Source organism: Bradyrhizobium sp. SZCCHNR1002 (genome assembly GCF_032381435.1).
Taxonomy (GTDB): domain Bacteria; phylum Pseudomonadota; class Alphaproteobacteria; order Rhizobiales; family Xanthobacteraceae; genus Bradyrhizobium; species Bradyrhizobium aeschynomenes.
In genome coordinates this window covers 850,298-868,751 of record NZ_JAUHIS010000001.1, presented here as the reverse complement: position 1 = coordinate 868,751, position 18,454 = coordinate 850,298, and the positions used below count along the sequence as shown (strand labels likewise).

The 18,454-nt window shown below is 64.9% G+C and carries 16 protein-coding genes; 5 read left to right on the top strand and 11 right to left on the bottom strand.

Annotated elements, in window-relative coordinates:
- Window positions 1–33 precede the first annotated feature (33 nt).
- Window positions 34–1,344, top strand: coding sequence for an FAD-binding oxidoreductase (locus tag QX108_RS03845; protein ID WP_315778686.1), 1,311 nt, complete (start codon window positions 34–36; stop codon window positions 1,342–1,344).
- A 104-nt stretch (window positions 1,345–1,448) separates the two neighbouring features.
- On the opposite strand, the gene QX108_RS03840 is transcribed toward QX108_RS03845, so the two are convergent.
- From QX108_RS03840 to QX108_RS03810, 7 genes are all read right to left on the bottom strand, one after another.
- Window positions 1,449–3,071: an ABC transporter ATP-binding protein gene (locus QX108_RS03840; protein WP_315778688.1), complete on the bottom strand. Its 1,623-nt coding sequence runs from the start codon at window positions 3,069–3,071 to the stop codon at window positions 1,449–1,451.
- Complete coding sequence (locus tag QX108_RS03835) at window positions 3,068–3,898, bottom strand: ABC transporter permease (protein WP_172108707.1); 831 nt, start codon at window positions 3,896–3,898, stop codon at window positions 3,068–3,070. The genes QX108_RS03840 and QX108_RS03835 overlap by 4 nt, the downstream gene beginning before the upstream one ends.
- 2 nt (window positions 3,899–3,900) lie before the next feature.
- Window positions 3,901–4,878 (bottom strand): ABC transporter permease, encoded by a 978-nt coding sequence (locus tag QX108_RS03830; protein WP_315720218.1) that lies wholly within the window; start codon window positions 4,876–4,878, stop codon window positions 3,901–3,903.
- A 23-nt stretch (window positions 4,879–4,901) separates the two neighbouring features.
- Entirely contained in the window at window positions 4,902–6,518 is a 1,617-nt protein-coding gene (locus QX108_RS03825; RefSeq protein WP_315720217.1) for an ABC transporter substrate-binding protein, read from the bottom strand.
- Window positions 6,519–6,830: 312 nt separating this feature from the next.
- Entirely contained in the window at window positions 6,831–8,450 is a 1,620-nt protein-coding gene (locus tag QX108_RS03820) for an ATP-binding protein (protein WP_315778691.1), read from the bottom strand.
- Window positions 8,447–9,148, bottom strand: coding sequence for a response regulator transcription factor (locus QX108_RS03815; RefSeq protein WP_315778693.1), 702 nt, complete (start codon window positions 9,146–9,148; stop codon window positions 8,447–8,449). The genes QX108_RS03820 and QX108_RS03815 overlap by 4 nt, the downstream gene beginning before the upstream one ends.
- Window positions 9,149–9,171: 23 nt before the next feature.
- A complete protein-coding gene (locus tag QX108_RS03810) occupies window positions 9,172–10,647 on the bottom strand; it encodes a DUF4173 domain-containing protein (RefSeq protein ID WP_315778694.1) in 1,476 nt (491 codons plus the stop codon).
- 210 nt (window positions 10,648–10,857) lie between these two features.
- Here QX108_RS03810 and QX108_RS03805 point away from each other — a divergent pair, with 210 nt between their 5' ends.
- Window positions 10,858–12,210 (top strand): glycoside hydrolase family 3 N-terminal domain-containing protein, encoded by a 1,353-nt coding sequence (locus QX108_RS03805; RefSeq protein WP_315778696.1) that lies wholly within the window; start codon window positions 10,858–10,860, stop codon window positions 12,208–12,210.
- 33 nt (window positions 12,211–12,243) lie between these two features.
- Here the strand turns inward: QX108_RS03805 and QX108_RS03800 are convergent, their stop codons facing one another.
- A complete protein-coding gene (locus tag QX108_RS03800) occupies window positions 12,244–12,531 on the bottom strand; it encodes a hypothetical protein (RefSeq protein WP_315778698.1) in 288 nt (95 codons plus the stop codon).
- A gap of 120 nt (window positions 12,532–12,651) precedes the next feature.
- Window positions 12,652–12,843, bottom strand: a complete 192-nt coding sequence (locus tag QX108_RS03795; RefSeq protein ID WP_315778700.1) for a DUF3072 domain-containing protein — start codon at window positions 12,841–12,843, stop codon at window positions 12,652–12,654.
- A gap of 105 nt (window positions 12,844–12,948) precedes the next feature.
- On the opposite strand from QX108_RS03795, the gene QX108_RS03790 reads away from it, so the two are divergent.
- Window positions 12,949–13,179 (top strand): hypothetical protein, encoded by a 231-nt coding sequence (locus QX108_RS03790; protein ID WP_315778702.1) that lies wholly within the window; start codon window positions 12,949–12,951, stop codon window positions 13,177–13,179.
- An 81-nt stretch (window positions 13,180–13,260) separates the two neighbouring features.
- Here the strand turns inward: QX108_RS03790 and QX108_RS03785 are convergent, their stop codons facing one another.
- Complete coding sequence (locus QX108_RS03785) at window positions 13,261–13,617, bottom strand: hypothetical protein (RefSeq protein WP_315778704.1); 357 nt, start codon at window positions 13,615–13,617, stop codon at window positions 13,261–13,263.
- A gap of 159 nt (window positions 13,618–13,776) precedes the next feature.
- Here QX108_RS03785 and QX108_RS03780 point away from each other — a divergent pair, with 159 nt between their 5' ends.
- Both QX108_RS03780 and QX108_RS03775 read left to right on the top strand, forming a co-directional pair.
- Window positions 13,777–14,337 (top strand): type 1 glutamine amidotransferase domain-containing protein, encoded by a 561-nt coding sequence (locus tag QX108_RS03780; protein ID WP_315720209.1) that lies wholly within the window; start codon window positions 13,777–13,779, stop codon window positions 14,335–14,337.
- 318 nt (window positions 14,338–14,655) lie between these two features.
- On the top strand, window positions 14,656–16,941 hold the full coding sequence (locus QX108_RS03775) for an FdhF/YdeP family oxidoreductase (protein WP_315778706.1): 2,286 nt from the start codon (window positions 14,656–14,658) through the stop codon (window positions 16,939–16,941).
- A gap of 16 nt (window positions 16,942–16,957) precedes the next feature.
- Here QX108_RS03775 and QX108_RS03770 read toward each other — a convergent pair whose 3' ends face one another.
- Window positions 16,958–18,451 (bottom strand): HWE histidine kinase domain-containing protein, encoded by a 1,494-nt coding sequence (locus QX108_RS03770; RefSeq protein ID WP_315778708.1) that lies wholly within the window; start codon window positions 18,449–18,451, stop codon window positions 16,958–16,960.
- Window positions 18,452–18,454 lie beyond the last annotated feature (3 nt).

The following is an 18,454-nucleotide window of genomic DNA, read 5'->3' as shown; positions in this document are numbered from 1 at the left end:
GGGCGGTCGACCAGCAAGGATGAGCTGTCCACGATGAGCACCACGACGAATTCCGTTCAATGGCCGCCGTCCCTGTGGGCGGCGCAGACCCCGCCCGGACCTGAGCTGCCCGAGCTCCAGGGCAGTGTGCAGGCCGATGTGGTCATCATCGGCGGCGGTTTCACCGGACTGTCGACGGCGCTGCATCTGCGCGAGGCGGGGACGGACGTCGCCATCGTCGAGGCGATGGAGCCAGGCTGGGGTGCGTCCGGCCGGAACAACGGTCAGGTCATTCCGACGCTGTCACGTCCCGATCCGGACGACCTCGTCGCGCGACATGGCGCCGCTGGCGAGCGCTTCGTGGCAATGTTGCGCGACAGCGCGTCCAATCTGTTCGACACCGTGAGACGGTACAACATCGACGCCGAGCACGAGCAGGCCGGCTGGGTCCAGCCGGTGCATACGCCCGGCCGCATCAAGATCGCCGAGCGCAGGTTCAAGCAGTGGTCGAAGTTCGGCGCGCCTGTCGAGCTGCTGTCGCGCGATGAGGCGCGCGACATGCTCGGCTCGGACGCCTGGCATGGCGGCTTCTGGAACAAGACCGGCGGCCACATCAATCCGCTTGCGCTGGCGCGCGGCCTGGCGCGGACGGTGTTGAGCCTGGGCGGCCGGATCTATGCGCGCTCGCCCGTGATCGATTTTGCCCGGCGGGGGGATCGCTGGATCGTGCGCACGGCGCGGGGGGAGCTGTCGGCCCGCGCGCTGGTGCTCGCGAGCAATGCCTATAGCGGCGAGTTCTCCAAGGCGCTCGCACCCGATATCGCGCACGAGGTGATGCCGGTGCTGTCGTGGCAGATGGCCACGCAGCCGCTGTCGGACAATATCCGCAAGACCATCATCCCGGCGCGGCAGGCCATGTCGGACACCCATGGCGAGCTCTATTTCGTCCGATACGATGCCCGCAACCGTCTGGTCACCGGCGGCGCCGTGATCGGGCCCGGCAACAAGGCCGAGCGGCTGAAGGCGCGGGTCGCCGAACGCCTGCAGCGGCTGTGGCCGCAGATCGGCGAGGTCAGGTTCGACTACGTCTGGAACGGCTATGTCGGCATGACCACGGATTACATGCCGCGCATTCATCGCCTCGGCCCGGATGCCTACGGCTGGACCGGCTGCAACGGTCGCGCGGTCGCGCTCACGATCCCACTCGGTGCGGAGCTTGCCAAGGCGGTGCGCGGCGTGCCCGCAAACCAACTGGCCTTGCCGTTCACGGAGCCGGTCACCATTCCGGCGCACGCGCTGCTGCGTCCGTTCGCGCCGCTGATGCTGCTGCTGTATCGCTATCGCGACGCTCGCGAGATTGCCTAAAGCGCGATGAGATCAGGATGAATAGTCATCGCGCTTTAGGTTGTTGTTTGCGCATGATCTTTTCGGAAAACCGCTGCGCACTTTTCCGGATCATGCTTTAGCGTTCAGCCATGCGCCGTCCGGGCGAAGTCACCGCCCGGAATCGCCTCGAGCAGCGCCTGGGTGTAGGGGTGCTGCGGGCTGCCGAACACATCGCGGGTGAGGCCGTGCTCGACCACCACGCCGTCCTTCATGACGGCGACGAGATCGCAGATCTGGGCGGCGACGCGCAGATCGTGCGTGATGAAGATGATCGACAGACCGAGCCGCTCGCGCAAATCGCTGAGCAGCTTCAGCACCTGCGCCTGTACCGAGACGTCGAGCGCCGACACCGGCTCGTCGGCCACAAGCACGGCAGGCCTCAGCGCGAGTGCCCGCGCAAGTCCGATGCGCTGCCGCTGGCCGCCCGAGAATTCATGCGGAAAGCGATCGGCCGCTGACGGATCGAGCCCTACCAGGTCGAACAGCTCACGTGCTTCGGCGAGCGCCTGGTTCCGCGGCGTGCCGTGCACGATCGGGCCCTGCGCCACCAGCTCGACGGCCTTGCGGCGCGGGTTCAGCGAGGCGAACGGATCCTGAAACACCATCTGCATCTGCTGTGTCCGCTCACGGATGTCGCGGCGTGACAGCCGGGCCCAGTCTTGACCGTTGAGCAGGATCGATCCCGCATCTGGATCGATCAGACGGATGATGCAACGCGCGAGGGTGGATTTGCCGGAGCCGGATTCGCCGACGATGCCGAGCGTCGCCCCCTTGGGCAGTGTGAGCGAGACATCCTTCACCGCATGCGTCACACGCTCGCCGCGACCGAGAAAGCCGCCGGTACGATAGGTCTTGACCACGCCGGAGAGCGTGAGAATGGCGTCGTCCGACAGCGGACGCGGTGGTGGCGCCGCAACCGGCGGCACCGCGGCGATCAGCTGCTTGGTGTAGGCGTGCTGCGGATGACGTAGCACATCCATGGCGGGACCGTGCTCGACCACGACGCCATGCTGCATCACCACCACGCGGTCGGCGATCTCGGCGACGACGCCGAAGTCGTGGGTGATGAAAAGCACGGCGGTCTTGCGGCGCTGTTGCAGCTCACGGATCAGCTTGAGGATCTGGGCCTGTGTCGTCACGTCGAGTGCCGTGGTCGGCTCGTCGGCGATCAGCATCTTCGGATCGAGCGCCAGGGCCATTGCGATCATTGCGCGCTGGCGCTGGCCGCCGGACAGCTCATGGGGATAGGCCTTCGCCGCGCGCGGCGGATCGGGAATGTTGACGTCCGACAGCAGCGACAGCACGCGCGATCGGATCTCGGCTTTCGACAGATCGGTATGGATGTCCAGGACCTCGCCGATCTGGTCGCCGATCGTACGCAATGGATTGAGCGCCGTCATCGGTTCCTGGAACACCATCGCGATGTCGGCGCCGCGGATGCGGCGCATCTCGGCCGCCGTCGCGGTGCAGAGATCGTGGCCGGCGAACAGGATGCGGCCGCCGTCGGTGGTCACGCCGTCCGGCAGCAGCCGCATGATCGTGTTGGCCATCATCGACTTGCCGGAGCCGGACTCGCCGACGATGCAGACGATCTCGTTTTCGGCGATCGAAAGCGAGACCTCCGAGATGGCGTGAGACCGGTCGGCCCCCTTCGGCAAGCGGACGCTGAGGCGGTCGACGGTGAGAATCGTAGCTGTCGCGCTCATCGTTGCTTCAGCCGCGGGTTCAGGGCGTCGTTGAGACCCTGGCCGACCAGCGACACCGCCAGCACGGTGGTCAGGATGGCGACGCCGGGAATGGCCGAGACGTACCATTGCACGCGTAGCACGTCGCGCCCGAGGCCGATCAGATTGCCCCAGGAGGCGACATTAGCGTCGGACAGCCGCAGGAAGGCGAGCGCGCTTTCCAGGAGGATCGCAACCGCCATCACGACGCCCGCGTAGACGATGACGGGCGGCAGTGCATTGGGCAGGATCTCGCGCAGGATCAGTTGCGTGTCGCGCATGCCGAGGGTGCGGCCGGCCTGGACGAATTCGCGGCTGCGCAACGAGAGGAACTCCGCCCGTGTGAGCCGCGCCGGCGCGGGCCAGGACACGATGCCGACTGCGATCGTCACCGTCGTCAATGTCGAACCGAACACGGCCACCAGCACCAGAAGCAGAACGAAATTCGGCAGCGTCTGAAAGGCCTCGGTGATCCGCATCAGGATGTTGTCGATCCAGCCGCCATAGTAGCCGGCGAGCGCGCCGACCATGATTCCGATCGTCACGGCAATCAGCGTCGCAACGCCGCCGATCAACAGCGAGATGCGAGCGCCGTGGAAGATCTGGGCCGCAATATCACGGCCGGAATTATCGGTGCCGAGCAGGAAGCGCGGATTGGCGAACGGCCAGATCAGCGGCCGGCCGGCGAGCGCGAGCGGATCGCGCGGGTACAGATAGCCGGCGCTGATCGCCATGCCCACGACGATCAGCAGCAGAATCAGGCCCAGCACCGCGGCCGGACTGCGAAAGTAGCGCTTCGCTGCGTCCATGTTCAGCTCTCCGCCGTGATGCGCGGATCAAGCCGCGCGTAGAGCAGATCGGTGACGAAGTTGACCAGGATCACGAGCAATGCGGACACGAAGACGATGCCGAGCAGCGTGTTCAGATCGCGCTGGACCACCGACTCGTAGGCAAGGCGCCCGAGACCGGGCAGCGAGAACACGGTTTCGACGACCACCGATCCGCCGAGCATCGTTCCAGCCTGCAGTCCGATCAGTGTCACCATCGGCAGCAGGGCGTTGCGCAGCACGTGGCGGGTGACGATGCGGGTCTCGTCGAGGCCCTTGGCGCGTGCGGTGCGGACGAAGTCGAGGTTCAGGACCTCGAGCATCGAGGCCCGCATGATGCGCAGATAGATCGCCAGGAAGATCAGGCCGAGCGTCAGCGACGGCAGCACGAGATGACTCGCAATGTCGAGCACGCGCCAGACTCCGGTGCTGACGGCGCCGATGTCCTCGAAGCCGCCCGCGGGCAGCCATTGCAGATAGATCGAGAACACCACGATAGCCATCAGGCCGAACCAGAACGAAGGCGTGGCGTAGAAGATCAGGCCGACCGTCGAGATCAGCGTATCCGGCCAGCGGTTGACGCTGCGTGCCGCGATGACGCCGAACACCAAGCCGAAGAAGAACGCAAAGGAGAGAGCGGAGGTCATCAGCAGCAGGGTCGGCGGCAGGCGCTCCAGGATCACGGCGGCGACCGGCTTGCCGTAGATCGCGGAGAAGCCGAGATCGAGCCGCACCAGCCGCCATAGATAGTTGGCGAGCTGCACCGGGACCGAAACGTCAAGGCCATAGAAGCGGCGCAGCTCGCGTGCGGTGGCCGCATCGCCGCCGCCCATCTGCGCCATCATGGCGTCTACCGTGTCGCCTGGCGCGAGCTGCAGCAGCAGAAAGACGCCGATCAGGATCAGGAACAAAGTGGGGATCGAGGCGGCGAGACGCCGCCCCGCAAGGCTCAAGATGCGCATGGCCTATCCTGACGGATTCCGGCTCAGGCGGAAAGCCAGAGATCGTGCCAGCTCGACGATCCCCAGCGCGGCGTGTTGGAATGGTTGCGCGCCTTCGCGGTGATCACGGTGACGAAGATCTGCTCGATCGGCATCCAGACCGGCAGCTCGGTGTTGGCCTCGCGCACGAAATCGGCATAGAGCGCCTTGCGCTTGGCCGGATCGACCTCGGTGGCGGCATCGTCGATGATCTTGTCGATCTTGGCGTCGTCCCAGCCCCACTGGTTGGTCCAGGGTGCGCCCTTCGGCTGGCCGGAGCGGTACCAGACCGTGGTCGAGACGGCCGGGTCGTTGCGATACTGGTGCCAGCCGGTCGCGAGATCGAACGCATGCTCGTCGTAGACCTGCTTCAGGAAGCCGCCGCCGTCGTTGCGTACGATCTCGATCGCGATGCCGACCTCGCCGAGCGACTGCTGGATGAAGGTCGACCACAGCGAGATGTCCTCGCCCCACGGCGCGGGCAGCAGCTTCAGCGCGAAGCGCGTGCCGCCGGCGCCGGGCTTGTAGCCGGCCTCGTCGAGCAGCGCTGCCGCCTTGGCCTTGTCGTAGGGGTATTGCGGCGTGTTCGCGCCGGGATAGAAGTCCGTCGAGGTCGACGGGATCGGACCGGTGCCGAGCTTGGCGAAATCGCCGAGGAAGTTCTCGATGAAGAAAGGCACGTTGATCGCATGCGCGATGGCGCGGCGGACCTTGACGTCCGACAGCTCCTTGCGCCGGACGTTGAACTCGAGCGTATTGGTGCGGGCGTTGCCTTCGTTGCCCTTGGTCGAGACGATGAAGCGCTTGTCCTTGCCGAGCCGCGCCATGTCGGAGATCGTCAGCCCCGAGAACGGGCTGTAATGCAGCTCACCCGCCTCGAGCTGTGCCGCCGCGGCGGCGCGATCGGTGATGACCTTCCAGACGATGCGATCGAGATAGGGGGCGTTGGCGCGCCAGTAGTCGGCATTGCGCTCGGCAATGACGTATTGACCGCGCTCGTATTTGACGAACTTGAACGGGCCGGTGCCGACAGGGGCGAGGTTGGCCGGATTCTGGCGGATGTCACCGGTCTCATAGATGTGCTTGGCGGAGACGTAGCCGAGATCGGGCAGGGCGCGCAGCAGAAGATTGAGCGGCATCGGACGCTCATAGCGGAAGATCGCGGTCTGCGGATCCGGCGTATCCACCGCCGTCAGGAACAGTTGCAGGGTCGATCCGTAGTTGAGGATCTTCTTCCACATGTTCATGGCGGTGAAGGCCACATCCGCGGACGTGAACGGCTTGCCGTCGTGCCAGCTGATACCTTTGCGCAGCTTGAAGGTAATGGTCTTGCCGTCGGGGGCCGCCTCCCAGCTCTCGGCGAGCACTCCGACCGGCTGGCCGTTGGCGTCGAGGTCGACGAGGTTCTCCTGGATCTTTCCACCGATGATGTAGACGCCGGTCGAGGCCTGCAGGCTCGGATTCAGCTGCCGCTGCTCGGCGCCATAATGCACGTTGAACACGCCGCCCTTGCGCGGCGTCTCCTGGGCAAAGGCACGAAACGGATTGACGACGTTGGCGGCAATCGCAGCGGAGGTCAGAAGGGCGGTGCGGCGATTGATTTCGAAACGGCTCGAATTCATCAAGGTCTCCCGAAGGACGCAGCAACAAGGCTGGCCGATGGTGCAATAGCCCTTGAGCTTACGCGGATCGCGCGGCCAAGTCATTCCCAATTGCGCGGCCGAACCGTCGCAGCTGCGATGGCCCGGGATCGCCGACGCAAGATGGATTGCTCGTATACGAACGTTCGGCAGGATGGCCAGGCTTTGGCGGCGAGGGGCAGGGAAATGGTGTGCTGCCGCTGGCGACGGCGCACGGGTCCCCAGCCGCCCGGCGCCCTCCACAGACAGATTTGCACCCGGTCGGCAACCTCCGAGAAGGGGAGAGGTATATTGCTATTTCAGATGGGTTTGTCGTGGTTCTCCCCGGGCCGGCAGACGCAGCTCGAAACGGACGTCGTGCTCAGCCGGCAGAAGATTGATCTCTCCGCCATGGCTCATCATGATAGCGCGCACGATGGCCAGTCCCATTCCGGTGCCGCCGCTGTCGCGCCGGGTGGTGAAGAATGCGTCGAAGATCCGCTCGCGGTTCGCAGGCGAGATCGGAGTGCCGTCGTTGCCGACCGTCAGGACCAGCTGGTCGGCATGGTCCTCCGCCTCCAGGCTGATGGTCCGGGCTTCGTGGCGCGCGGCGTTGTCGGCGAGGTGGGTGAGGACGATCAGAAGCGTCTCGCTCGATAGTCCGACTTGTCGCTCCAGCACGCCGCGCGTCTCGATCTGGAGCGTGGGAAACCGCTCGCGCAGCTGGGGAATGACATCGATCAGGCTGCTTGTCTCGCTCTGCTGAACGGCTTCGGCGCGGGCGAGCTCGCGCAGGCGCTGCGCCATCCGATCGAGCCGCTCCGCATCGCCCAGGATGTTGCTGAGAAACCTTTCCTGCTCCGCGGGGGTGAGACGAGCTGAAGATGTCTGGAGCGAGTCCAGCATCAGCTCGGCGGCGCCCTTGATCGAGGTCAGCGGCGATTTGAGCTCATGCGTCAGATGAGCGGAAAAATTTCTGATGTAGTTCGAGCGCCGCGCGAGCTGTGCGGCCATGGCGAAGAAGTGCTCGGCCAGCTCGGCGAAGTCGCGCGTGCCGTAATGGGCGAGGGGCCGGAAGCCCTGGGGATCGTTGCGGCCGATCCTGCCGGCGCGGTCGACCAGCTCGCGCATCGGCCGGGTGATCGTGCGCGAGACGATGAGGCCGACCAGCAACGTGGTGAGAATGATGGCGGATCCCGCGGCGATGAACTTGCCGCGTTCGACATAGAGATGCTCGAAGATGTTGCGGGGCGTTCGCGACGTGTAGATGACGCCGGCGACGTGATCGTCGACGACCACCGGCATGGCCGAAAACACATGGACGCCGACGCCGCGGCTGATCGAGTAGATCGGCGGCGGCGCCTTGTCGGGAATGCGGATGCGGAGCGCGGCGCTGTATCTTCCCTTCAGCGCTGCGGCGACCTCTTCGATATGGGCGAGCGATCTGCCCATCTCGTCGCGGCCGGCGATGACCACACCCTGCGGATCGAGCACGCGAAACCCGGCCAGCGTCACCTTCTGCGTCTCGCGGATGACCGGCAGGAGACGGGCGCCGATCGCGACATAAGCGGGGTCCGCAGGCCGGACGGCCTCGCGGGCATCGGGACGGCGGACGAAGAGATCGTTGGCCAGCAGATCGAGCAGGGGACGGATCGGCGTCACCTCGTCGGAGGCGTCGGGCCGGGCTTCCGGCGGGATCTCGGCGCCCAGCGCAATGCCGGAGGCGAGGCGCGCCGTGACCTCCTCGGCATAGACCGCCGCCAGCACCCGGCTCTGTGCGATCAGCTCGGCCTGGGTCTGGCGGATCAGCTGGTTATCGTAGATGCGGAAGAAGAACAGCCCGACCAGCGGCAGGGTCGCGACCAGCGCCAGGACGCCGAACACGATCTGTCCAAGCGACGGCCGCCATTTCTTCTTCGGCTTCGGCGCGATCATGCGGCCCCGCAGCGGCCGAGCCTGAAGCCGACGCCGTGCACCGTCTCGATGGCGTCCTCGCAGCGCGCAGCGGCGAGCTTGGCGCGGATGTTGCGGATATGGCTGTCGATCGTGCGGTCGGAGACCTGGATGTTGAGCTGATAGGCGGCGCTCATGATCTGGTCGCGGCTGAACACGACCGTCGGGCGCGTCATCAGCGTGCGCAGGATGCTGAACTCGAGCGCGGTCAGGGTCAGCGGCGTGTCGCCGTAACGGGCGAGATGCTGCTGCGGGTCGAGCCGGAGCCGGCCATGGACGAGCTCCTCCGGCTCGGCCGAGCGATCACCCCCGCCGTTCGTGACTCGCCTGAGGATGACATTGACGCGGGCGACGAGCTCGCGCGGGCTGAACGGCTTGGTCACGTAGTCATCGCCGCCGATTTCCAATCCGAGAATGCGATCGATCTCCTCGTCGCGGGCCGACAGGAACAGGATCGGCACCTGCGAGGTGCGGCGGATGCGCCGGCAGACCTCGAGGCCGTCGAACTCCGGCATGCCGACGTCGAGCACGATCAGATCCGGCCGGTCCTCGGCGGACCTGGCGAGGGCGGCGCGGCCGTCGGCCGCCTCCGTCACCGTCATGCCCGCTTTGCTCAACGCGACGCGCAGCACCTCGCGGATGTGCGGATCGTCGTCGACGATGAGAATTCGAGGGGACAAAATGGAGCCTCCGCGGCGGGACATCAGTTTGGCTTCTGCGCCAGGGGATGTGTATCGAGATAGCGCTGCAAGCGCCAGCCGCGGAAGGTCCAGGAGCGCCAGTTCGCCATGTCGCTTGCCTGCTGCTCCATGAGCCGGTCGTGCACCCGGGACAGTCCGGCCTCTCCAGGCGACAGCAGCAAGCTCCGCCGCACCGCTGGCAGGGCCTGCGGACCGAGGATCGAGAGATGCTGCACGTCGATGGCGGCCCCGCTCCGTCCTGCCTCACGGCTGTGGGCGACGTTGTAGTCGGCGATCAGCCCAGAGAAGTTGACGAGCGTGCAGGCATAGAGGGTCGCGGCGAGCGTCATCAGGTTCATGCGGACGAGCCACGCAGTCGGGCGGTTCAGAACGATCCGGATTACGATCAGGACCAGACCGATGGCAACCAGCCCCATCCAGATCAGTGCCGCGATGCGCCAGTGCGTCAGGAGGTAGGTTTCGATGTAGATGTGGACCCGCTGGATCGAGGAGAGCACCAGCAGAAGGTTCTGGCCGACCCAGAGGTAGACCAGGGGACGGATCAGCCGCGGCTCATCTTCCTGCCCGGAGCGGACCGCGGCGAGGACGAAGACCGCGGCCAGCAGCGCCGTGACGATCAGCGGATAGGCGCCGCGATGGGCATAGGTAGCGTAAGTCACCCCGTCCGGAAGGGCCGCATGTCCCCACAGATACGCACCATCCAACGCAGTCTGAATCGCAAACAACAGGTTGAACAGGAGCAAGGAGCGCACGACGGTCTGCGGGCTGAGCAGGGGCACCACGGCCGGCGGCATCTGGTTGGCCTCGGGTTCGACCGGCTGGCTCGGCGGCGTCGTCCGCTGCCTCCAACGCAAATTGATGAACGGCCATATCAGAGACAGCATCAGCAGCCAGAAGAGGGGACGCCCGAAGCTCAGGCTGGACACGAGGCGCTGGGGGCGGAGTTGATCGAGCCACTGCTCGATCACCGGGTTGGCGGCGGCGAACAACAGGCTGAAGACGAGTCCGAGCGCGAGCGGGATGCTCCAGGTCAAGAGCAGCCGCGTCAGATCATGGCTGCGGAACGTTGTGATCATGTCGGGTATCAGCCGGAACGGCCCGATCAGCAGCAACTGCCTTGCGGCGGTGAGCGGCAGGCGAAGTCCCTTGACGGCCGGATTGGTCGACAGGGCGACGGCCGAGATCGCCGTGACGACGACGATCGACAGCGACGGCAGGGTGAAATCCTCGACCGCCGGCAGTAGGCCAACGACGAGGACGATGGCCGCAAGGATCGCGCGCCGGCGGTCGATGCCGGCATGATTCACCAGCATGCTGGCCGCGACCAGTGCCGCGGCAAAGATCGGAAAAGAGAGCCCAACAGTCTGGTCATAGAACAGCACGTCGGCAAGCCCGAGAAGGCCGAAGGCGACGGCGAATTTGTGCCACATGGGGAAAGAGACGGCCGGAGCGGCCGTCAGCTCTGCGGAGCTGGTCATTGCGGGATCCTCGAACGAGTCGCGATGCGGCCGGCGCTTGCCAGCCGATGAGCCAACATGACGCGGCCGCGTGCAGGGGCTCACGAAGAGGTCTGCAGCATTTCAGGATTTGTTTGCAGATATCGTGCAGATGCGATTCCGCGGCTGGCGCCGGCGGATCGTCATTGTTACGGAAGGGTCGTTGTCTCCTTGCAATGATCGGCCTCGCACATGCTCGGGCGTATCAGGACGCTGGTCCTCTGGACCCTTGCTCTGCTCTTCATCTTCATCACGTTCAACAGCAACGAGCCGTATCTGGTCCGCCTGCGCGGAACCGGCCACGCAGCCTTGCTCGTCATCGGCCTGGCAGCTCCGCTGCTGCTCTTGCTCAGCGGCAGTTGGGGACGAGGTCCCGCGGGGCGGCTGTTGGTGCTGATATGGTGCATCCCGCTGTTCGCGTTGACATCAACGCAGTTCATGTTCGGCTGGCGCAAGTACGAGACGTTTCGCACAGACCCGGACGTGGCCCATCTGCTCGGGCGGCACTTCATGGTCGGCTACACGGTCCCGGAGGATGCCGCGGCGCTGGCACGGCGGGGCTTGATTGCCGGCGTCTATGTGACCCACCGCAACGTGCGCGGACGGACAATGGCTCAGCTGCGCGCCGAGATCGCGCGATTGCAGGCCGAGCGCCTGAATGCCGGGCTGGCACCGCTGCTGGTGTCGGCAGATCAGGAAGGAGGCCGCGTCGCGCACCTGTCCCCGACAGTGCCGAACATGCCCGGGCTTGCGACGTTGGCCGATCTGCCCGCGCCGCGTCGCGCGCATGACGCCTTCGAGATGGGGCGCGCTCAAGGACAGGCGCTGGCCGCAGCTGGTATCACCTTCAACCTGGCGCCGGTCGTCGATCTACGTCCGCGCTGGAAGCGCAACCGCTTGGACTTCCACACGCTGATAGGACAGCGCGCGATTTCCGACGATCCGGCTGCGGTGGGCGATATCGCGCTCGGTTATGTCCGCGGCCTGGAGGCAAGCGGTGTCCGCGCCGCGGTCAAGCACTTTCCCGGCCTTGGCCGCGTCGCGGCCGATACCCATCACTTCTCGGCGCAGCTCGACACGCCAGCCGATGTGTTGGAGCAGTCGGATTGGCGACCGTTCCGTCAGGTGTTGGACAATTCACACGCGGCGATGATGGTGGGTCACGTCGTCGTCGACGCGATCGATGCAGAGCGGCCAGCCTCGCATTCCAAGGCCGTGCTTCAAGGCCTCATCCGCGACCGCTGGAAGTACAACGGCGTGATCGTGACCGATGATCTCGTGATGGGAGCGATCTACGGCCGCGACCTCTGCAGAGCCGTCGTGGAGGCCCTCAATGGCGGCGCCGACCTCTTGCTCGTCGCGTATGACGGCACGCAGTTCCATCGGGTGCTGGGCTGTGCCAAGCGGGCGCTGGCGCAGGGACGGATCGACCTGAATGCGCTTCGAAGAAGCGACGAGCGGCTCGCGCGCTGGCAGCAAGGGGACGATAGATCTCTGGCCGCCAACGTTTCGGAAAGCTCTGCCTCCCGGAGGCACCTCGACTGAGACGAGAGCGAACCGATGAGGATAGCTCGTTCGTCAGCGCGGACCGTTGCCGGTCCAGTTGCGCCAGGCGACGTTGGAGAGGCTGCGCAGATCCGTTCCCAATGGTCGTCGGCTCTGCCTGTCGTGTTGACCGACGACCTGTTCCGACTCGCGGATCTTGAGCAAAAGCTCCGCGACCTGCCGTTTGCTCCGCTCGATCGCCCTGGCATCGGCACTCTCGCCGATGGTGAACCGCGCCGTTTCGATCTGCTTGAGTGTCGCGCGGTTCTTCTTGAGTTGAGCGCGATGCCAGGCGACCTTGCTGTCACTGTCCGCAACCATGGTGCACTCCCGAGGAATACCGCAAAGATTAGACAACCGGCTCTTGATTCGCGACCGCTCCGGCCTTGGTTCCGAAGCACTCAGATACCAATCCGTGTCGGCTCGTCCCTGGATCGCGGCTCACTCCAACTCTGCGGCCCGTCTCAACTCATCGATGAGTTCCGAAGCCTGCGCCTTGGTCCGTACGTGCTGTGTCGGATCAGGCCGACCTGTCTGCTCGCCAAGCGTCTTCAGGTAAGAGGCTTGCGCGTCCGTCATCGGATCGTCTCCCGAAGTCCAGTTCCTCGGATCTTTTTCGATCTTCCCGGTCATGATCGACCTCCGTTGATGCCCTGACTTACAAGCCCGAACATTTCTGGCTTGCAATTCGTTCCTGATTTGTTCTAAAATGATTCACGGCCATGGCATGGTGGATCGATGCGCGACCTCAGTTTCATTCGAGCGGAAATCGACCGGATGCGTGTTCAGGTCGGCCGGCAGCGACGTGAAATCGTGCAATTGCAGCGCGCCGGAGTTGCCACAGAAGCGGCGCAGGCGTTGCTCGAACGCATGCTGACGACGCTCGACGACCTGCGCGAGCAACGTGAGCGGCTCAAGCTGGAAAACTCTGATGGGGTCCCCCGTCGCAGGGCGGCCAGACACGGCTGAGGTGTCCGCATCGCAGGCCGAGAGCGGTGCCGAGATGTGAGGACCTGGCTCGCCTGACACGTAATGGTCAGTCTGCTTGGCTCATGACGACCTCTGCGTCGTATTCGTCCGATGCGACGGTGACAGCTGTGAGCTGGTCTCGCGTGAGGTGTCGGCACCGCGTGCGCGCGGGATCACGATGTCCTGTCCGGAACCTACCAGTTCGTCGGGGGCCGCGTCGCACGGCTTGATCTCGAAACTGTTGTCGAGAACCTTCTCACCATGCGCGTCCAACGTAACCAGGTCAGCCTGTTCGGCGGCCTCCCAGACCTCGCGCTCGGTTCGAAACGGACGCGTCAATCGTTCGTCGTTCTCAAATAATGCGTAAGGCACGAGGGGACTCCAGATCGCATCCGTCGGCAGAGCTGCCAGGCCTCCGCGTCGCGCGGGGACGGCCAAGTTTGCTTCCTCTCTACAAACAGCGTCCGCCGTCGGCTGTTCCACGGAGGAGTCTAGGCCGCTGATCGACCAGTTGTGACGATCGGTCGAGGCTTGCATCGGGAACGATGGTCCCGTGCGCAAGGTTGCCCGCGGTGTCAATTCAAACCGGAGAAGATGATGGACATCAAAGGAAAGAGGATCGCGATCCTTGCGACCAACGGGTTCGAGCAATCCGAGCTCGAAGTACCGCGTGATCGCCTGATACAGGCTGGCGCCACCGTCGAGATCGTCTCGCTGGCGTCAGGCGAGATCAAGGGCTGGGATCAGAAGGATTGGGGGCGGCCCGTGAAGGTCGACAAGACGCTCGACCAAGCCACCGCGTCCGACTATGACGCGATCGTGCTGCCCGGTGGCCAAATCAATCCCGATCTGCTGCGGGTGGAGCCCAAAGCGTTGAAGTTCATCAAGGATGTGTTCGACGCCAAGAAGGTCGTGGCAGCGGTGTGCCACGCGCCCTGGCTCCTGATCGAGACGGGCATTGCAAAAGGGCGCAAGATGACGTCCTACAAATCGATCAAGACCGACGTCGCCAATGCCGGAGCCCAGTGGCAGGACGCCGAGGTCGTCGTCGATCAGGGCGTCATCACCTCGCGCAATCCCGGCGACCTCGAAGCCTTCAGCGCCAAGATCATCGAAGAGGTCAGGGAAGGCCGCCATCTCCAACGCAGTGCCGCCTGAGACGAGCGGGCGAGGGAGCCGGGTCCGCATGCCCGGCTTCCCCGGAGGGACGGGCCCAGCGCCCGAGGGGTCGAACGCTGGGCCGCAGTCCACACGGAGTGCCTCCAGCGAGATGGGGGAACGCCGCCGGAGACCCAGGGAAGACGTTTGGCACGTCGCGTCGTTCCTAACGCCGTCTGACATGCAGCGCACGCCTCGCTCTCTTTCGCATCTCTTGTCGTTGCCGCTGCCGGCGCACCCGGTCGCAAGCTCCCGTGAACGGTGGGAACTTGCACCTCGATCACGGGTTGGCGGGTTTTCGGGCCGCGGAGATGTGCCGTGAGTGAGAAGGCGAAGATTCAAGACTACAAGGCACCTGCGGGCGGGTGGGGCTCGGTTCATGCTGTCGCCAGCATCCTGACGCAGGAGGAGGTCACGCTGCTCGGCAGCGAGATTCTTCTCAAGCAGAACAAGCCGGGCGGCTTCATGTGCGTCAGCTGCTCCTGGGCCAAACCGGCAAAGCCGCATCCCTTCGAATTCTGTGAGAACGGCGCCAAGGCGACCGCGTGGGAAATCACCGGCAAGACGGTCGGACCGGAGTTCTTCTCGCGGCATACGCTCGCCGAATTGCGGACGTGGTCGGACCACCAGCTGGAAGAGCAGGGGCGTTTGACGCATCCGATGCGCTACGACGCGGCAACTGATCGATATGTGGCCGTGAGCTGGCACGACGCGTTTCGCGACATCGGCGCTCAGCTGAACGGTCTCGATCCCCGCGCCGTGGTGATGTACACGTCCGGCCGGGCATCGCTCGAGACGAGCTACATGTACCAGCTGTTCGGCCGGATGTACGGCACGAACAATTTTCCAGACAGCTCCAACATGTGCCATGAGTCGACCTCGGTCGCGCTGCCGGAGGTCATCGGCGTGCCGGTGGGCACGGTACTCCTGGAGGATTTCGACAAGTCCGACTGCATTCTCTTCTTTGGCCAGAACACGACGACGAACTCGCCGCGCATGCTGCATCCGCTGCAGCGTGCCGCGCAGCGCGGTGTCCCCATCATCACGTTCAATCCGTTGCGCGAGCGCGGATTGGAGCGCTTCACGAATCCGCAGGATCCCATCCAGATGGTGCTGACCGGCGGCACGCGGATCAGCACGCAATACCATCAGCTCAGGGTCGGCGGCGACGGCGCCGCGCTACTCGGCATGTGCAAGGCCGTGATCGAGGCGGATGACGCAGCGGTCGCAACGAGAAGCCCGCGGGTTCTGGATGTGGCCTTCATCGAGCAGCATACGTCCGGGTTCGAGCAGTTTGCGAACTATTGCCGTCAAGCGTCGTGGAGCGATATCGAACGCGCATCCGGTCTAGGCAGCGCCGACATTCTCGAGGCAGCCAAGGTCTATGCGTCGGCGCACGCCGTGATCGCCAACTACGGAATGGGAATCACACAGCATCGTCATGGCGTCGAGACCGCCAAAATGATCGTGAACCTGCTCCTGCTGCGCGGCAACATCGGCAAGCCGGGTGCAGGCATTTCCCCCGTTCGCGGACATTCGAACGTGCAGGGGCAGCGTACCGTCGGGATTTCCGAGAAGACCAAGCTGGTGCCGCTCGACAGGCTGGCTGAACTCTACGCGTTCGAGCCGCCGCGCTGGGACGGACTCAGCACGGTCGATGCCTGCGAGGCGATCATCAAGGGCGACGTGAAGGGGTTCGTCAGTCTCGGCGGCAACTTCCTGCGCGCGGTGCCGGAGCGGTCCCTCATGGAGCCCGCCTGGTCAGGATTACGGCTCTCGGTGCAGATCGCGACCAAGCTCAATCGAAGCCATCTCGTTCCCGGTGCGGTCACCTACCTGCTGCCGTGCCTGGGTCGGATCGAGATCGATCGGCAGGCCGGCGGAGAGCAGGCGGTGTCGATGGAGGACTCCACCACCTGCATTCATGGCTCGCGGGGACAGCGCCAGCCCGTCGCGGATGGATTGCTATCGGAGCCGGCCATCGTTGCCAGTCTTGCAAAGGCAACCCTGGCGCCGAATCCGCACGTCGACTGGGACGCATGGGTTGGCAACTACGCGCTGGTCAGGGACGCGATCGAGCGCACCTATCCCGATCAGTTCAAGGAGTTCAACAAGCGACTGTTTCAGCCCGGTGGGTTTCCGCGGCCGCTCGGCGCCCGCGAGCGTAAATGGAAGACGCCGACCGGCAAGGCGAACTTCACGGTCCCGAAGGCGGCCTTGAATCCGCCCGAGGAGGGCAACGGCGTGTTCCAGTTGATGACACTGCGCGCGGACGGCCAATTCAACACGACGATCTACAACGAGGACGACCGCTTCCGTGGCGTCACGGGCGGCCGTCAAGTCATCTTCATGAATGCAAGCGACATGGCCGATCTTGGCATCATGCAGGGCGATCTTGTCCGTCTGTCGACGGTTGCCCATGACGGGATCGAGCGCTCGCTCGGAGGCTTGCAGAGCGTTGCGTTCGACATTCCGAGATGCAGCGTCGCGGCCTACTATCCGGAGTGCAACGGATTGATCCCGCTCTGGCACTATGCCGAGGGCAGCAAGGTACCCGCCGCCAAATCGGTGCCGGTGCGGATCACCAGGGACAGATCCGGCTGAGCCCGCGCCGAAGCCGTCAGCCGGTGGCGCGCTGTCGCGCACCATCGGCCACGGGCACCGCGAAAGCGTTGGTTGCTTCCGGCGGGGTCACTCCCGGGCGAAGCGGAACGAGCAGACGGCAGACCAGCCCTTCGGGACGCCAGTCGAACAACGCGCGTCCGCCCAGTTGGCTCTCGACGCTGGCCATCAGGCTGCGGGTGCCGAAGCCGCGGGAGGTCGGGACGTGGACCAGGGGCCCGCCGGTCTCGATCCAGACCAGATCAAGGCGATCATGCTCGATCGTCCACTTCACCGACAGTTGCCCCGACCGGACCGACAGAGCGCCGTACTTGGCGGAGTTCGTCACCAATTCGTGCAACGCCAACGCCAGCGTCTGCGCCGTCGCGGGCTGCAGCTGCAGTTCGGCGCCGCCGAACTCCACTTGTCCGCCGGTCGCATAGGGCGCGAGCTCCTCGGCCACGAGCCGGCTCATCTCTGCGCCCTGCCAGCTCGACAGAGAGAGGATGGTGTGAACGCGTGCGAGCGCGCTGATGCGGCCCTCGACGGCGCTGACATACGTCCCGACGCTGTCGGCCTTGGTCAATCGAACGATCGACTGGGCCAAGGTCAGCGCGTTCTTGGCACGGTGATCGACCTCGCGGGTCAACAGGTTCTGGCGCTCCTCCGCGCGCTTGCGTTCGGTGATGTCGATGGTGACGCCGCTGACGCGGATCACCCGACCGGTCCTGTCCGTGGTCGCGGCCGCCGTTCCGACGCACCAGCGCTCCTCGCCATCCGGTCGGATTATGCGGAACTCCGTCTCGTAGGATGTCGTGCCGAGCCCAAACTCCGCGATCACCTGGCTAGCGCGGGCCGCATCCTCAGGATGCAGCAGGCCCATGATGTTCACGCTGTTGAGCTCGAAGCCCTGCGGTGTCACTCCGAAGATGCGATATTGCCCCTCGTCCCACATCCAGTCGCCATTCACCCCATCCCAGTCCCAGGAGCCCATCCTGCCGGCGGCGATGGCCATGCTGCGGCGCTGCTCGCTTTCGATCAGCTGAGCCGTGGATCTCTCAAGCTCGGCCGTGCGCGCGCGAACACGGTTTTCCAGCTCGCGATTCAAGTGCTCCAGCTCGCGTGTCTTGCGATAGAGCTCGGCGAACACCTTGATCTTCGCGCGCAGCACCTCCGGGACCACGGGGACCGGCACGTAGTCGACGGCCCCCATCTCGTAGCCGCGCAACCGATCGAAGTCGCTGACCTGAATCGCCGAGATGAAGATGATGGCGATCTTCTGAAACCGCGGATGCTCGCGGATCATCTGCGCCAGCTCGAAGCCGTCGAGCTCGGGCATGCAGACGTCGACGAGGATCACCGCGATCTCGTTCTTCAGCAGGATCTCGAGCGCTTCCCGGCCGGAAGTGGCCACCACCAGATGCTCGCCGAGCTCCTTCAGGATGACTTCGTAGGCGAGCAGCTTCGCCGGCTGATCGTCAACCAGAAGAATATTGACCTTCTCATGTTCCATCAT

Coding starts and splice junctions, on each gene's coding strand:
- QX108_RS03830 (WP_315720218.1), bottom strand. CDS start 4,878: ATGCGCATCTTGAGCCTTGCGGGGCGGCGTCTCGCCGCCTCGATCCCC.
- QX108_RS03805 (WP_315778696.1), top strand. CDS start 10,858: ATGCTCGGGCGTATCAGGACGCTGGTCCTCTGGACCCTTGCTCTGCTC.
- QX108_RS03820 (WP_315778691.1), bottom strand. CDS start 8,450: ATGATCGCGCCGAAGCCGAAGAAGAAATGGCGGCCGTCGCTTGGACAG.
- QX108_RS03770 (WP_315778708.1), bottom strand. CDS start 18,451: ATGGAACATGAGAAGGTCAATATTCTTCTGGTTGACGATCAGCCGGCG.
- QX108_RS03790 (WP_315778702.1), top strand. CDS start 12,949: ATGCGCGACCTCAGTTTCATTCGAGCGGAAATCGACCGGATGCGTGTT.
- QX108_RS03835 (WP_172108707.1), bottom strand. CDS start 3,898: ATGGACGCAGCGAAGCGCTACTTTCGCAGTCCGGCCGCGGTGCTGGGC.
- QX108_RS03800 (WP_315778698.1), bottom strand. CDS start 12,531: ATGGTTGCGGACAGTGACAGCAAGGTCGCCTGGCATCGCGCTCAACTC.
- QX108_RS03780 (WP_315720209.1), top strand. CDS start 13,777: ATGGACATCAAAGGAAAGAGGATCGCGATCCTTGCGACCAACGGGTTC.
- QX108_RS03810 (WP_315778694.1), bottom strand. CDS start 10,647: ATGACCAGCTCCGCAGAGCTGACGGCCGCTCCGGCCGTCTCTTTCCCC.
- QX108_RS03795 (WP_315778700.1), bottom strand. CDS start 12,843: ATGACCGGGAAGATCGAAAAAGATCCGAGGAACTGGACTTCGGGAGAC.
- QX108_RS03845 (WP_315778686.1), top strand. CDS start 34: ATGAGCACCACGACGAATTCCGTTCAATGGCCGCCGTCCCTGTGGGCG.
- QX108_RS03825 (WP_315720217.1), bottom strand. CDS start 6,518: ATGAATTCGAGCCGTTTCGAAATCAATCGCCGCACCGCCCTTCTGACC.
- QX108_RS03840 (WP_315778688.1), bottom strand. CDS start 3,071: ATGAGCGCGACAGCTACGATTCTCACCGTCGACCGCCTCAGCGTCCGC.